The organism is Pirellulaceae bacterium, from assembly GCA_029243025.1.
Taxonomy (GTDB): Bacteria; Planctomycetota; Planctomycetia; order Pirellulales; family Pirellulaceae.
Window position 1 is genome coordinate 517,576 of sequence record JAQWSU010000045.1, and the last position, 16,417, is coordinate 533,992.

8 protein-coding genes are annotated in these 16,417 nt (G+C 52.0%); 4 read left to right on the forward strand and 4 right to left on the reverse strand.

Annotated elements, in window-relative coordinates:
- The first annotated feature begins 238 nt into the window (after positions 1-238).
- Positions 239-3,685, forward strand: coding sequence for a right-handed parallel beta-helix repeat-containing protein (locus P8N76_20980; protein MDG2384157.1), 3,447 nt, complete (start codon positions 239-241; stop codon positions 3,683-3,685).
- On the opposite strand, the gene P8N76_20985 is transcribed toward P8N76_20980, so the two are convergent.
- Positions 3,682-5,877, reverse strand: coding sequence for an alkaline phosphatase family protein (locus tag P8N76_20985; protein ID MDG2384158.1), 2,196 nt, complete (start codon positions 5,875-5,877; stop codon positions 3,682-3,684). The two genes, P8N76_20980 and P8N76_20985, sit on opposite strands and share 4 nt — an antisense overlap.
- 159 nt (positions 5,878-6,036) lie before the next feature.
- Between P8N76_20985 and P8N76_20990 the strand changes: the two genes are divergently transcribed.
- The 3 genes from P8N76_20990 to P8N76_21000 all read left to right on the forward strand — a co-directional run bounded on the left by P8N76_20990 (position 6,037) and on the right by P8N76_21000 (position 10,515).
- Complete coding sequence (locus tag P8N76_20990) at positions 6,037-9,138, forward strand: c-type cytochrome (GenBank protein ID MDG2384159.1); 3,102 nt, start codon at positions 6,037-6,039, stop codon at positions 9,136-9,138.
- 386 nt (positions 9,139-9,524) lie between these two features.
- Entirely contained in the window at positions 9,525-9,863 is a 339-nt protein-coding gene (locus tag P8N76_20995; GenBank protein MDG2384160.1) for a hypothetical protein, read from the forward strand.
- A 40-nt stretch (positions 9,864-9,903) separates the two neighbouring features.
- Positions 9,904-10,515, forward strand: a complete 612-nt coding sequence (locus P8N76_21000; protein MDG2384161.1) for a fatty acid--CoA ligase family protein — start codon at positions 9,904-9,906, stop codon at positions 10,513-10,515.
- Between the two features lie 288 nt (positions 10,516-10,803).
- Here P8N76_21000 and P8N76_21005 read toward each other — a convergent pair whose 3' ends face one another.
- The 3 genes from P8N76_21005 to P8N76_21015 form a co-directional block, all read right to left on the reverse strand.
- Positions 10,804-13,014, reverse strand: coding sequence for a TolC family protein (locus P8N76_21005; protein MDG2384162.1), 2,211 nt, complete (start codon positions 13,012-13,014; stop codon positions 10,804-10,806).
- 345 nt (positions 13,015-13,359) lie between these two features.
- Positions 13,360-14,517, reverse strand: coding sequence for an ASPIC/UnbV domain-containing protein (locus P8N76_21010; protein MDG2384163.1), 1,158 nt, complete (start codon positions 14,515-14,517; stop codon positions 13,360-13,362).
- Between the two features lie 21 nt (positions 14,518-14,538).
- Positions 14,539-16,395, reverse strand: coding sequence for a VCBS repeat-containing protein (locus tag P8N76_21015; protein ID MDG2384164.1), 1,857 nt, complete (start codon positions 16,393-16,395; stop codon positions 14,539-14,541).
- Between the last annotated feature and the right edge of the window lie 22 nt (positions 16,396-16,417).

Here is a 16,417-nt window from a genome sequence, read left to right on the forward strand (position 1 = left end):
TTATCGTAGCCAGTGAACCCTTGCACGTTTCATCTTCTTGATTGATTCCCGCACCATTGCCAATATCGTGGCAAGAAGAGGGTCCCTGCCTTAGAATGAGGATTGTCGTAAGCCTACGACGCTCGGAACAGACTAACAGATCTCGGGACGGACTGACAATCAGGCAGCCCTGTTCCTGGCGGATCTCCTTTCGACAGATCTCCTTTCGACAGATCAGAGAGCGATTCGAACCATTCCTATGAATACACGGGCTGGCAAGAGGCATCGACCGCGTCACATCTCCGCTTGCTTCGAATCACTGGAAACACGTCGGGTACTTGCCCAAGTCGCTGGCGCAATCGATGTGGACACCGTTTGGTCACTTGCCGATTCCCCCTACGAAGTCACGAAGGATGTGACGGTGAAATCCGGCGCGACGCTCACGATTGAACCGGGTGTCGTGGTTCAATTTCGTGAAAACACCGACTTGGAAGTCACGGGCCAATTACTCGCCGAAGGAACACCTTGGCAACGAATTACGTTTAACAAAGCCGCGGGTGAATCCGGTTGGGATGGGTTGAAATTTGTGGACACACTGCAAGACAACCGAATCACTCACGCCGACATGTTGCATGGGGATGACCAGGGAGAAGCGATTGACATTTCCAATTCGCGTCTGCTGCTCGACCATGTTACTTGGTCCGGAACAAGCGGAACGATTCTCGAGCTAGATCATCCATCGCTAATTGTAAGAAACTCTCATTTCCCAACTTCCCGCGGCGGCGAGATAATCCACGGAGAGCACATTTCTGACAGTGAATACCTGATCATCGACGGCAACGTCTTCGAAAACAGCGACAACGGTGGAGATGTCATTGATTTCCTCGGAGCGGAACGACCGGGTCCCGTCCTCCAAATCCTGAATAATGTTTTCAAAGGCGGAGGCGACGACGGGCTCGACCTCGACGGGACAGATGCCCACATCGAAGGCAATCTGTTCATGAACTTCCGCAAGAATACCGGGCGGAACACGACCTCCAACGCCATTGCTACTGGCCTCCCACAAAACGGTGATGACAATCGCACTGAGATCACGGTCGTGCGTAATATTTTTTTCGACAACGATCATGCACTGTTGCTTAAGGAAGATGCCTTTGCAACAGTCCAGCACAACGTATTTGTGGGTTCGAAAAAAGCCGTCATTCAATTCAATGAAGTTGGTGGAACGGCCGTCAAAGGGGCAGGGCGGGGGGCGTCACTGACAGGAAATATCCTTTGGGAAAACAAGCTTCTTTTCAAAAACTTGGTCAGTCAACCCAAGTTCACCACCGAATTATCGGTTGATTATTCGTTATTGCCAAATGAAATGGTCGACTTGGGTGGCACATCGATCAACGCTCACGAACTTGGGCAGGGCAACCTCGCAGGTGATCCACAGTTTGTCAATTTAGAAGATGGAGAATTTCAATTGTCAGCTGGATCGCCAGCGATTGCCGCAGGTCCCGCGGGCCTCGACATGGGTGCCTATGTCGAATCGGGGCCGACCGTTATCCCAGTGGTCATCGACAGTGAAAACGATTCCGTCACCTCGTTTCTCGTCGGCGGACCAGGAATTACTCGCTATCGATACCGCTTGGATGACGCCGCGTACAGTCAGCTTACAACCATTGATCAGCCGATTCAGTTCGCTAAGCTACCGCAAGGCGAGTTCCTGCTGGATGTCGTCGGTATGAACAGTGCGGGTGAATGGGCAATCCCAACCGTGCCCGCTTTTGGCAATCGAATTGGAACCATCATCGCTCCGCAACAAGTGCGAGCCAACGAAATACTTCCCATTGTCATTCGAGCCCTCGATTGGCAAGGCAACGTTAACAGTAACGTTTCCATCCCCGTGCAACTGGATAATCTGCAACAGCTTGATGCGACCGATGTCCAAATCAAGAAGGGGGTTGGTTCCTACGCACCGGTCGTCAACGCGGAAGCTGATTTCCAACTTTCCTTGACTGGCTCAGATGACTCGTACGATATCCAGGTGATCGATGAGACGTTCCCGGTGGAACACTACTCCGGCGCCTTGGTCGGTGACACCGTCTGGGATGCCAACGTTGAGCACCGAATCACCGACGACTTGCTCATCCCTGAGGGAAGCACGCTGACCATTCAGCCGGGAACACGTGTACTTCTTGGCGACAAAGTCAACTTGCGAGTGGAAGGGACCATCCTTGGCTTGGGATCGATGGAAAGCCCTCTTCTTTTTAATTCGCTGAACCGAGATTTAGCTTGGGGTGGCATTGAAATCGACGGAGGTCATGGACAATTCTCTTATGCCCTGATGACCCACGGCGGTGCCGACAACGCTCGCAATTTTGGCCATTCGAACAGTCAACCTGTTGTGATGGTTCGAAATGGAACCCTCAACTGCAACCATCTCTTTGTCGTCAACAATGTGGGCAAAGCCTTCGGTGCACGGCGATCACAAATCACCATCGACCACTCAATTATTTCAGATGTCGACACGGGCGGAGAGTTTTCGTCAAGCGTAGCCAAGATTTCCGATACATGGATCAAGAACATCTCGAATGGAAACTCCAATGGATTCGTTGATGATGACAACGACGGACTCTACTTTGCAGGTGTTCATCCGTCTGGCGAACCATCTCAGTTCACCGACAGTTTTGTAATTGACACCCAAGACGATGGCCTCGATCACAACGGAGCTCACCTCGAGATCGTGAATGCTTGGATTGAAGGCGTCACCCACGAAGGCATCGCGAGCAGTAACGCGAATCAAGTGACAATCCATAACTCAGTCTTCCAAAAAAATAACCAGGGAGTTGAAGCGGGCTATGGTAGTCCACAGCTCGTCGTGAAGCAGAGCGTTATTACACAGAATACAAACCAAATCGATCCGAACAGTCCCGTCACTGCCGGGTTGCGTTTTGGCGACGGCTATGACGGGCAAAACGGCGACTACGAAGGTCAAATCACAGCCGAGTATCTCGTCATCAGCGAGAACGGTGACAATGTCCGCAACTATGATGGCACCATTCCCGGGGCTCGGCCTGGCGCGATTGTGATCACGAATTCGATGACGAACGATGAAGAATTCAACAGGACCGACAAGAACACAACGGGCACACCTATTTTCAGCAACAGCAAACATCTGTTACGCGGCTCGGCAGGCTTTCAATCGGGACCCGACAATTTACCCCTGGGACGCTCCATCAAGCCCAAAACGGTGGCCTTTTCAGTTGGCTCCAAAGCCGACTTCAATAACGACGGCCAATTGACAGCCGAAGACATTGATCTACTGTGCGAGCAAATCCAGCAAGATGCTCCTGATTTTCGATTCGACCTGAACAACGACGCGCGCGTCGACGCGCGCGATCGAGACGAACTGATTTTCTCCCATTTCCGAACAACTTACGGTGATGCCAATCTCGATGGCCTGTTTGATTCAACTGACCTTGTCCAGATTTTCCAACGCGGTCTGTATGAAGATAACATTCTACGAAACGCAGGTTGGGCGGACGGTGACTGGAATTGCGACAGCGAGTTTTCCTCAAGTGACTTGGTCTTATCGATGCAAACCGGCGACTACAGTGACGCCGCAGCAAGTCGCGCGGCAATATCAGCCGCACTAGCTGACCTACCTGAAATTAATGATGGTAGCCAGAAACGGCACCGGGCTTCCCCACTCACTTAAAAAGGTCGTTGGCGTCGCCAACTCACCCACAGGACGAACAGTGGCAACAAAAAGCCAATCTGCGGTTCCGGAACTAAGTGAGCGGCGGCGTGACCGAACACCGGCGGCTGCTCAAAGCGTCCAGTTGCGAGTGCAAGCACCAAATCACTGGTAGTGAAATCGCCGTCGTGATCCCAATCGCCAGACAGCCAATCGGCATTACCGTTTTCGCCATCTTCGTAAGTTCCAAATTGAAAGACGGCAACCAAGTCCTGTGTATCAAACGCTCCGTCACCTGTTGCGTCACCCGCAAAAGCTCGATAGTTCGTTAAGCTGACACCGTTGGCATCGTGCTCCAAAATCCGAAACAATCCATCTCCTGCAAAATGCGTTTGCGATGTGGCCGTTTGAGAATCAAATCTCAAGGAGTCACCGTCGTATTCAAAAAAACGCAAGTTGCCGACCCGCCTGCCCACCGACAAGAAACGAAACTGATCGAATTCCGCCGCGTTTACTGGATCAAGATAGTCATCCGTGGTTTCCACTGACATTCCACCACGGATAATCAATCGATTTCCGACATGAATGAAATCGTTCACGGGGCTACCATCCGCGGCAGCACCAATTTGCATTTGCAAAACGCTTGCACCGCCTAGCGTCAGATCTCGCTCGACTGAAATCGCCCCGATCTGATCACCGGGTCTCACATCATTGAAAAACGTCGCCGATCCTTCTACCTCAAACTCACCTCCGATAGGGCCGCCTGCCCGAAGCAAATCGGGAACCACTCCGTTGATCTCTATCAGGCCAGTCCCTCGTACGATCAAACTGGTTGCGCTTGTCATCCGCCCGTTCATCTCGACGAATACGTTGTCTGCTAAGTCGACCAGACCGCTAACAATATGTAAGTCACCTTCATCCAAAAGATAATCACCCTGAAACTCAGCTGAGTAAATAGTGCGAGGCCCATCCAAATGAACAACCTGTGATTCGGAATTCAGACTAAACAGCAGGTGATCTCCTGGGCGGGCAATCGTATCCTGACGAGCAGTTCGTGACCAATTCAACGGATCATCCCAATGCTTACCATCTCCAGGATCACCGGCAGTTGGATCACTCCCGTGCCAAACAGCTTGTCCCGCGTGGTCAATCAAGAGATCCTGTCGGGCATTAATGATTGATCCATCAACACTGGGAAGTCCCAGTAAACTCATTGATAGATTGGCGCCGTCACCGTTCCGTATTGGTTGCCACGGCGCTTCGTAAGGAATTTGGTCACTCTGTGGCCGCAGACGAGTGCCACGACTTACTTCATAAAGATCAGTTCCTCGACTTACCTGCTTTCCCCAGACAAAGAAAGGAACCGTGTACATATTTGGATTCGTTGCATCATCATGAAACAGCCCAAGACCTCCATGGTCGGATGTGAGCACAATGGTGGTGTTTTCACGCAAGCTATCATTTTGCTCAATCATTTCAAAAACACGCCCCAAGTGTTGATCGACTAAGGCAACAGATGCATCCCAGGATTCAGTACGCCAACCCCACCTGTGCCCCGCCACGTCGGGTTCTGCCAGATGCAGGAACGTATAGTCAAACTTTTCGATTGGCATCTCAAGCACAAAGCGATCGATCAACTCGGATGAAGTGCCATTGGAATTAAGGAACAGATAGCGATCAATCTTGTCTGTTCCCTGATCGCCGTTTTCCAATGCCTGGTCCCGACGCCCTCCATCCGTCTCGTCTGTGCTGTTATACGACTGTTCAAAAATGACAAACTTGGACTTATTGGCGTAGAACCCGGTTTTTAGTCCTAAATCATGGGCAATGTCGAAAGTGCTGGGTACATACGATAAATTTGGATTACCAGCATTGTGCAATGTGTCACTCGCGCGCGGCGTAGAATTATTCGTATAGCCGTGATGCAGGCTCGCATCGTCACCCGACTGGTTGACGGGTCTTCCAGTCAACATCGTGGTGTGATTTGGCAAGGTAAAGGTATTCGAGTAGTCCGATCGCGCGTTGAAGGTCGTGCTACCTTCATCAATAAAGCGTTGAAAGTTCCCAAATGAATCGGGCTGCGAATCCAAGAGTCGCCGGAGGCCTTCTGAGTGCAGCCCATCGACACTGAGCTGGATCACATGCCGGTTGGTTTGCGCTGATGAGGAAGCGCAAATGGAAAGCAAAGCCGCCAACAGAAACACAACTCGCATCCGCTCAACTCGTCTGCATGCAGGACAACTTAAAACATCACAAAAAAACAGCTCGCAAGCAACTTTGTATCCTGGCAGGGCAGTATCCTGCTCCCGTACAATTCCGATTCCTGCTGCCAGCCCCTATTTTCCCATGATAACCCGGCAACCAACATCTGTATGAAAATTCGAGACAATCGGCCAAGAATCGCCCCGAGTCCTGAAAACGCCAGGGAGATTTACCTAATCGCCCTCCGGAGCGGCTTATGTCTGTTTGCATGTTATTTTGCGATAACATCGATCAGCGAGGGGGACGAAAACAACAGCCTGCCGAAGAAGTTTCCTAATACACAAGCGAAACAACAGACCCCCGATCCCCCCGACAAATCGCTTGCTCGCATGTCGCTGCCACGCGGATTTCACGCCACTCTTTTCGCAGGCGAACCGGATGTCACTCAACCTATCAGCATGACCATTGACGATCGTGGTCGCCTATGGGTGGCACAATGTTTCACATCACCCGATTGGGTTACAACAGCTACCGGACCAGATCGCATTCTGATCTTCACGGATACAAATCAAGATGGACATTTTGATTCCAAACACGTTTTCGCAGACAATCTCCCCAATCTAACCAGCATCGAAGTTGGACTGGGTGGTGTCTGGGCATGTTGCGCACCCAATTTAATTTTCATTCCAGATCGAGATCGGGACGATCGTCCCGATGGACCAGCTGAGATTCTTCTGGACGGATGGACGACTCCCGAACACAACGTGTTCAACGGTCTAACTTGGGGGCCAGACGGTTGGCTCTACGGTTGCCATGGCATTCTCGGGTCATCGTTCGTCGGATCTCCTGGCACGCCCAAGTCCCGCCGACAAGAAATCAACTGTGGTATTTGGCGTTTCCATCCACGTGCAAAGCGTTTTGAAATCGTCTGCCATGGAACCACGAATCCGTGGGGTTTGGATTTTGACGAACGAGGGCAGGGTTTTTTCACCAATTGCGTCATCGGTCACCTCTGGCAGATGATCCCGGGTGCCCGTTATCAACGGATGTTTGGTGAGCACCTCAATCCTCACCTCTATCAATTAATCGACTCGTGCGCGGACCACCGTCATTGGCACGGTGGAGACTGGACCAGTTCTCGATTTGGTATCACCCACGATTCGGCAGGCGGCGGACATGCTCACGCGGGCTGCATGATCTATCTGGGTGACAATTGGCCAGACACTTATCGCCAATCCGTCTACACCTGCAACATTCATGGCAACCGCGTCAATCGTGATCTGCTACAACGCAAAGGATCCGGATACGTCGGTATCCACGCAGACGATTTCATGTTGGCCAACAGCCCCTGGTTTCGGGGTCTCGAATTAATTTACGGACCTGACGGAGGTGTATTCATCAGCGATTGGGTGGACTATGGAGAATGCCATGATAACGACGGCGTCCATCGGTCTAGCGGACGGATCTACAAAGTCATACACGAACCTGTTCGGCGGATACCCACCGACTTTGATCTCGCCGAGGAAACGAATGAACAACTGGTAAAACGCCAATTCCATCACAACGCTTGGTACGCACGGCGGGCCCGGTTGCAATTACAACAGCGATCCATGGAATCCCCCACATCGACCACATCGCTTCAGGAAGAACTTGTCGCAAAGATTGCCAACCATCAGCTGGATGACCTCTTCCGATTACGCTATCTCTGGACGCTTCACGTTACCGGTCTCGACAACGAGCACCTACTGGCGAGCCTGCTGGATGACCGTTCAGTCGACCTCCGAGTCTGGGCAATTCGACTATTGACCGACCGCAATTCCATTTCGACATCAACCAAGGTCAAACTGACAGAACTCGCACGGGAGGAACCATCACCCTTCGTGCGTTTAGAGTTGGCATCTGCCTTGCAGCGTCTCCCCGAGACGATTGGATGGAAAATTGGCGAGGCTTTGCTAACCGAACACGATGTCGCTGACGAAACGTTAACGCTGATGACCTGGTACGGGATCGAGCCTTTGGTTTGTCGTTCTCCCGGTCGAGCATTGCGGCTCGCTGCGTCATCACGCGACGGCAAGGTCAGCGAATTCGTGATGCGTCGCCTGGGGGCGTCACCCGCCACTGAATTTTGGGCAACAAAAATAATTTCAACACTTACGACCTCGCCCAATACGAAACGGCAAATCCACCTACTGCGTGGACTTCAGCAAGGAATCCGCACTCGCAACAGCCAACAACTCGCACTACGTTGGCCCCCATCATCGGCAGACCTTTATGCACACACCGATCGAGAGCTTGGTCGACTGGCATTGATGACTGGGTTGGCATTAGGAGATTCAACCGCGAGAAAACAGCTGCAAGACTTGGCACGCAATCCCAACGCGAAAAAGCATCATCGCCAAACAGCGATTTCGACGCTCAGTGAAGAAGCGCATTACGATCTGGCGTTTCTGTTGCTCGACCTGCTAGAAGACAATGAAGTCCGCGTATTTGCCTTGCGAGGACTCTCAAACACCAAGCAGGGGAACGTGGCCCAGGAAATACTTTCCCGCTATCGATCCTACAATGCGGATGAAAGGCAGGCCGCCATCAACACAATGGCGTCGCGTCCTCAATGGGCATTTGCGTTGCTGGATGCCATCTCAAGAAAGAAGATTCCTCCATCGGATGTGACAAATTTCCAGATCCGCCAGATGAAACTGATGAAGCAACAAACTATCAACGCACTGATTGCTCGTATTTGGCCAGTGACTCGATCCTCTTCAGCCGATCAACAACAGCAGATTGCGAGGTACAAATCGATTCTCGGTAACGACTTCCTCAAGCTTGGAAACGCGGGCGAGGGCAGGGCGGTCTTTAAAAAACGGTGCGCGAATTGTCATCGATTATTTGATGACGGTGGAGATTTCGGACCAGAGCTGACGGGATCCGGCCGAAAAAATCTCGACTACATCCTGCAAAACATTGTCGATCCGAGTGCGACCTTGGCATCTTCCTATCGGATGACAATCTTGGAAACGGCGGATGGGAATGTTCTCTCTGGGGTCGCCATCGACCGTGGTAACGGCGCCATCGAGTTACGGACGCCCGAACATTCGAGAGTTTTTCAAAAATCACAAATCGAAAGCCTCACTCCATCACGACAGTCACCCATGCCCGACGGATTGCTCGACTCGCTCAGCGAAAAGCAACTTCGCGATTTGATCTGCTACCTGTACTCTGACGAACAGGTAGCAATGCCTACAGTTCCAACTCGACCAGCAGAAACGCCATGAAAAAAACTTCAGTCGGCGGAAGATCGAACAAGGTATCTTCCGAAAACCAACCCTTGGTTTTGAAGACCGCGGTCAGCACCAGCTAAACAAGCACTTCCTGCTATTTTCACAGGGGTTTCCGGGAGTAACCTCTTTCGCCTGACGCCCGTTTGACGCCTGCACCCCCCGGTTTTGAGTAGTAACACCGTTGGTACATTGTCAAAAATGCCACCACCGATGTGCGTCAGCGGTGGCGTTCTAACACGCGTTTAGGTTTAGGAGATCAACGCATGGCGAACGCCAATTCTATCGCTTCGTGTGGCGGCGCGAAACCAGCGAAACCGTATCCTTCGTTTCCGTTGTATGCTCACAACACGAAACGATAGGCCAAAAAGTTCAAGGGTAAGGTGTACTACTTCGGCTCGTGGGCCAACCCTCTGGGCGCTTTGCGGAAGTACGAGAAATGGCGAGAGTTGCAACGCACTGACTACGCGCCTCGCGACCGAGGCGGCCTGACAATCAAGCAACTCTTTGACGCTTGTCTGGCGAGTCGCGAAGCCGATTTGCGATCCGGCGAGATCGTCCAGCGTACATTCGACTCGCTTCTAAAGACTGGCAAGTTTGACGCCGACTTCTTCGGCCGACAGCGGCCAGTCGCGTCGTTAAAGCCGAATGACTTCGCAGCACTCAAAACCAATTTCGCCGAGCGGAAAAACCCGGTCGGCGCCACCAATGAGATCAACTGAGCGAAGTTCTTTTTTGACTGGTGAGTCAAGAACAACCTCATTGACCCACCTAAGTTCGGAACGCAATTCGAGCGGCCGAAGCGATCGACTGGGACTCCTCCTTCGCCAGTCTTATGGCAGCGTGGAAACGGGTGTGCTCACGATCAACATGGCCCAAGATCCAGAGACGACCGCCGAATCTGTTGGACGCCCATTACCGGGAATTAGCTTGGCAATACTCGACGAGGCCGGGAATCCGCTTGCTGCAGGCACGGTTGGTGAAGTCTCTGTTCAAAGCCCCGGGGCCGGTAAGCCATGCCGAGCGGACGCCCGCCGTTACCTCAAACCTTTGGACGGCTGGATTCGAACGAATGATCTCGGTCGCCTTGACGACGAAGGCCGATTCTACCTCACCGGACGCAAGGGAAGAATCATCAACGTGGCCGGGCGGAAGGTACTCCCCAGCGAAGTCGAAAAAGTCCTCAGTCATCATCCGGCGGTAAAGCAGGTCGTTGTCGTACCTCATCGCGACGCCTATGGAGAAGAGGCAGTCCACGCCCTCGTAGTGGTTGGAGAGAAGTGCACGGCGTCTGAATTAGTAACGCATTGTCGAGCCTTAATGGCTGACTACAAGGTGCCCCGGTTTATCGAATTCCGCGACTCGCTGCCCTAGAGATTTGGAAGGCAGTCAGACTGAAACCGGCAGCAGTGGGCGGCGACGTCTCAGAACGCCGACATAGTCCCGGAAAAATGTCTGCCACCCAAGGCGTTCCAGGCACAGGGTCATGTACAAGTCGACCTACAGCCGCATTCCGGTGCCCCAATGGGCCAATTCGACGAGTCGCATTCGGCAACCTTGACGTCCAACCACCTACATACCACGTGCCGAGGTGGTTTGACGAACCCTCGAGGGATGAGCGGACGCTCGAAAATGAACGACCAACCCACTCGGCAATTTCATCTAGCGGAACAAACCATTCCAATCAAAGTTCTCAGCCTGACGCGGCGTTTCATCTTTCATCTGCACCGATCCATCAGCGGGCATTAGCTCCAAGTCATCGTCCGCCGCGGGTCCCTTGTCAGTTCCAGCCTGTAGGAACCGCAAGGCACTTCGAGGTTCTGCGGGCTTTTCTTCCGGAGTCGGCATGCTTTCCGTAGCAGGTTGCGACTTGGGCATTCCACCCTCGCTACCTCCCGGCAACTCTTCGTCGAGCTTCGATTTCGGAATCACCTGCTCTTCTTCACTCAGAGTAGTCGGATGTCCTTGAATGATCTCGGCAGCCCCTTGTGGAACCGCACCGCGACTGACGACAGCAGGACGCGTGTAACCGTAGTCAAAGTAGTAACTCGCATCTCGTCGACGAGCACGTATCAAAGCATCAAAGTACCCCTTCGCTGGCCAGGGCCCCTCTTGCAACATCACACCGCAGAACTCGATTAATGAGCCTTTGCGGAAATGGACTTCGACAATTGACATATTGTATTGCGTCAGTGACTGATAAAAGGAAATTTGTGCATCCGCCGCTCGTCGCTGGGCATCGAGCAGGAAGTCAAGCGTGACGGTTCCAGCATCAAGTTTGTTTTGTAGAACCTTCACCTGTCGGAAAGCTGCGGCCCGCTGCAAGAAGGCTGTCTGCGTGAGGGCAAAGTTTGCATCCAGTCGCTGTACAGCGTCGGTAAGAGCGTGGGAAATCTCAAGTTCGAGATCATCCATTCGTGCCTTGGTCCGGGCCAATTGTAGCTGCTGATGACGCACGGCCGAATGTTCAGCACGGAACCCTAGCGGCACTTGCACATCGACTCCAAACCTCCATTCCTGAAAACGACCGTCGGTCAGACTTTCAAAAGCAGTCGAGCCCGGTTCAGGAAAATCCAAGCCATTGCGAGAATTCAACAACTCATCGCCCAACCCAACCCAACGGTAAAGGGCGACCAAGTCAACTTGCGGCAACAAACTGTTCTTGGATGCTATGTATTCAAGTTCGCGTTGCTTGACTAACCATTTCTGACGTCGTATTTCACTGCTTCGAGTCAACGCTTCTGCAAGGATATCTGACCAATCAAATTGGACACGAGCAATCGTAGGTTCATCCGAAGGTCGAATAATCCGACCGTCCGTTGGGGCGATGCCCAGCAAATAGCGAAGCTGACGTTCGGCGATGAGAAGATCTCGCTTTGCCTCTTCAACTCGCCCTCGGAAGAAATAGTATTGTTCCCGAGACTGCGGTTCCTGTTCGCCGTCAACATCGCTCGCATTAATTCGTTTCCAAGTTAGCAGAGCACTGTCGCGACCAATTTTGGCGGTTTCCAGATTGCGATACCAGTAATACAGCTCCCAGTAAGCTCTTTCAACGGACGCTAAGTGATTTCGAACTGATTGCTCGAACTGCACAAGAGATACGTCTGTTCGAATGCGAGCCAACAAAACGGGAACGCGGTTAATCTGAGTACCCCCACCCCGCATTAGAGGATGACGCGCCTCCGCTTCAAATGAAGTCAACCATTCACTGGCCAACACTCGCAGAGGTCGGTTGGAAGCATCGTAGGTCGATACGTTTCTAAATGACCATTGCGTTCCAGTAGCGGCTCGCTTTGTCAGCTCTGACTCGAAATTCACGTTGTCCCGATCCAAGATACGAGCAAAAATCACAGCCGGATCAGAATCGTCATCCACATTTTGAGGTCGGTCGGTACGATCCCAAAACAGATTCGTATTCCATTGTGTGTCAAAAGCTGACAGAGCCGTCTCGACACCATTCGGTCCGGACTCCTCAATTGCCGGATCGTAGATCGTCGGAGTGAAGTCGGCGTTGATACTCAGATTCTCAGGCGGTCCAGCCACCAACTGCCCAACCTGTCGCGTTTGCCTTACGGCTGCGATCGTACGCATCACTTTGCTGTTTTTCAAAGAAATCGAGATCGATTCCTCCAGCGACAGCTCCCACGGAACACCAGGTTCTGAATGGGTGATTGAAAACGGAATATGGGCATTCGCCGCGTCGGGAATGACTTCCGAATTCACATCGGGATAGTCCAGCTGAGTCGCCTCATCGAGTAGATGGGACAGATCACCGTCTTCGTTAAGAAAAAACGGTTGTGTTGGCTGACACCCGGTGAATAGAAAAAGTGATAGTAAGGTGTAAACCGTTACTTTTTGGAATCGCCGATGCATCAGTTTGGCTTCCTACTAGGCGTTGCGTACCGCTGCGACAACATCAATCCGGCCACGGAGAACCGAACCGAACGCACGCAGCGCGAGCGCTCGATCATCAAATAAGTCCCCCCCAGCCAATGTCGTCGCCCGTGCGATGTAGCGCAACCCGCAGACAAATCAATCGGCAAGAATGATATCGACGCAATAACCGTCAAACTTTGGCCAATCCGCAAACTTTCACACCCGTCGCCTGCTGGCATCGACAGCAGGGCAGCCGACACCGATCACAAACGCCATAAATCGCTATCGGTGAAGTCGGCGATAGCCGCGTTTCGCTACGGCCACTTAGCTAGAAATGCGCGATTAGTCTGCAGGGAGAAGATGTGTTTCAGCAGCTTTCGCGAGCTCCGAAACAGAAGGCACTCCCGCTTGCACGTGCAAGCGCAAGCCGTCGCGATCCACGAGAATAGACGACGGAAGTGCATCCGACTTGGTTTCCGATCGAATCAACGCCAACACGCGCTGGCGGGTCGTATTATCGATGTTGGCCAGCAACTGATAATGGGGCTGATACTTATCCAAATAGCTTTTGAAATCTTCCCTTGTTTCAATCGGGTCAGCGGGAACCGCCCAGATCGTTAATTGTTCCGTGGAAAATGCCTCGCGCAGCCGTGCTATTTGCGGCAGTTGACGCTTGCAAGCTTCGCACCAGGTTGCGGTAGTCACAATCAAGTGTAATTGAGCACGATCGACATCCGACAGAAGGGCCATGATCTCCGTCTCAAACCGATCCACGGTGGCTGCTGCCGGGGTAGTCGTTGCCCTGTAAGCCCGTTTTTCAAACAGTTGCCCATCGACGGCTTCTTCGTAAGCTATCAGCAATTGATTAGCAGCCAGTTTTTCGATCGACGTTGATTTCCCAGAAGGCCAGTTAACTACCAAGTTGTCGATCGTATCGGACTGTCCAAGACCGACCAACATGGTGTCCGAATTTTGAGCAGCAAAGCCTTCCCCACATCGCAACTCACGCATCAGTTTTAGCTCACCCGCAGCAATCCGGACGCGTACACCGTAGGCGTCACGAGCACTGTATTGGTCAGTTGAGTGCGATTGTTGGTTACCGCCGACAAATCGTATTGCGATAAACCTTCCGTTGAAAGAATCGACCTCTCGCATCCGATTCCGATACAAGTTCAGAAGCGGTCGATTTGCATTCGTGAGTGCAAGATCAAACCAACCATCATGATCATAATCCCAAACTGCAAAAGCTCGACCATCAGCAACATTATCAACGCCCGAGATGGCCGAGACATCCTTGAATCGTGTGCCCGCTTGATTGAGAAATAAACAATTTCGTTCGTGCCCACTGAAGGAATGCCAGCGTAACTGGCCATCGACCGTCTCTTTACCGCGACTGTAACGAGTCGCCATCAGATCATCGATTTCACCGGTGAGCGGATCAAGCTTCCACTGTGGGCTTCTGCGAAAGTGATTCTGCGACAGGGTTTCATCGGAACGCACGACCGTGCGCCAGAAATTGCTTCACAAATCGACATCGGTTTCGTATTCAGCCGGAGCTGTGTAGTAACCGCTGGCTACATAAATATCTTGGAACCCATCGTTATTAAAATCGGCCAACTGTCCTCCCCACGCCCAACCAGCCTGCGCGACGGACAATTGCGGCGAAGACAAGCCTGACACCAAGTCGAAACGACCGTTCGTTTGTCGATACAAATAATTACCAGTCGCAAGTCGCGTGATGCGATGATCGAGTCCATCGACCAACCGTGTGATGCGCCGTCCCGCCTTGCTATACATATTACTCACATACAAATCAGGCTGGCCATCATTGTCATAGTCGCCCCATGAAGCGCCCATCGCAAAACCAAGCTTATCGATCCCTGACTGTTCGGATACATCACTCCATCCGTTGGATCCATCGTTGCGAAAAAGATGGTCCGGTGCAAAATCATTCGCCACATACAGATCGACATCGCCGTCGGAATCATAATCCGACCAGGTGGCTTGAAACGAGTTTCGCCAAACAGCTAATTGCTCGTTAGTCGCCGCAGGTCGAAATCGACCATCGCCCACATTTTCCAGCAACAGGTTGGGAGGACCAATTTGGTTGATAAAAGAACGGTTTCCTTGTTGGTGTCGTTGTTTCAGTTCCGCCGATTGTTGATCGGTCAGATAGCCATGAATTCGATGTTTGGGATTCGACAGGTCAGCGTCGATTCGACGACTCACATCGTCTTGATGGTAAGTCGAAAAATAAACATCGATTAATCCGTCATTATTAAAATCAGCCGCCGATACCGAGGTGGCTTCGTAGGGCAACTCCCCTGCCACCCATTGGCCTGATCGTTCAATGAAGCGACCATTTTCGTTCACCCAATACTGACTACGCTCAAGACTTCTAGCCAGCATCAGATCCTTGTCACCATCATTGTCGAAGTCAACGAAAACCGCCGCATTCGAACGTCCATCAATGTCCAATCCGTACTGAGCAGCAACCTCCTCAAAAGTCCCATCAGCTTGATTCCGCAATAGTAAGTTCTTTCCCCAACGAACAGTCAGATACAAATCGTCAAATCCATCCTGGTCAATGTCGACAACTGCGATGCCCGGGTGATGGGCCGTTGAGATCGGAAAAAAACGATCATCGCTATGATTGCCTGATAAGGAAGCACGTCGTTGCGGATAGTAATGTCGCGTCGCATATTGCCAATGCTTCGATTCTTCGAATTGAAGTCGAGTCGACGTATCCGAAATTGCAGACTTCAACTGGTCTTCGAAGAGCAGTTGAGGACTTTCAAGCGTCTTGAGCTGCTCCAGTCTCCAACCTGCAATCAGCCATTGATTTCTCACCCTTTCCCAATTCAACTGCAAGCGCGCTTGACAGTCTGCCCAATGACCGTTGAGTAAGCGAGCTCGGCCTCGGAATTTAATGCGGGTGGCAAACTGACTGTTCGATGAACTCATCCTGTGGGCATCAATAAATGCGAATTTTGCGTTTTCGAAATAGGCGACATTCGCCAAGAATCGCTTCCACAAGTTAAGCTGCTCGCGGCTTTGAATGGACGGCTTCGAAACACAGGTCCATGTTTGATCTGGCGCAGGCACCTGCCTTGAAGGTGGATCAGGTACCAGATCGGTTACGAGCACCCGATCAGCAAACAAAGCTCTGGCCCGCTGGTCCGGTAATTTCAAATTGTGAATACTCGCTGAAAGCCGTTGCATGCTCGGCGTCAACGCGATAATCAGCTCTTCATTGCCCACGATCTGAGCTACCGGATCAGGAAGCATTGGAGTCGTCGGCTCGTCCGCAACAGGTGGGGCACAACCGATGGCGAAGATCAAAAAACTGCCCGCTGCCATGCTGAATTTACAACACATCTCTCCAGTATACCGGTCCGAG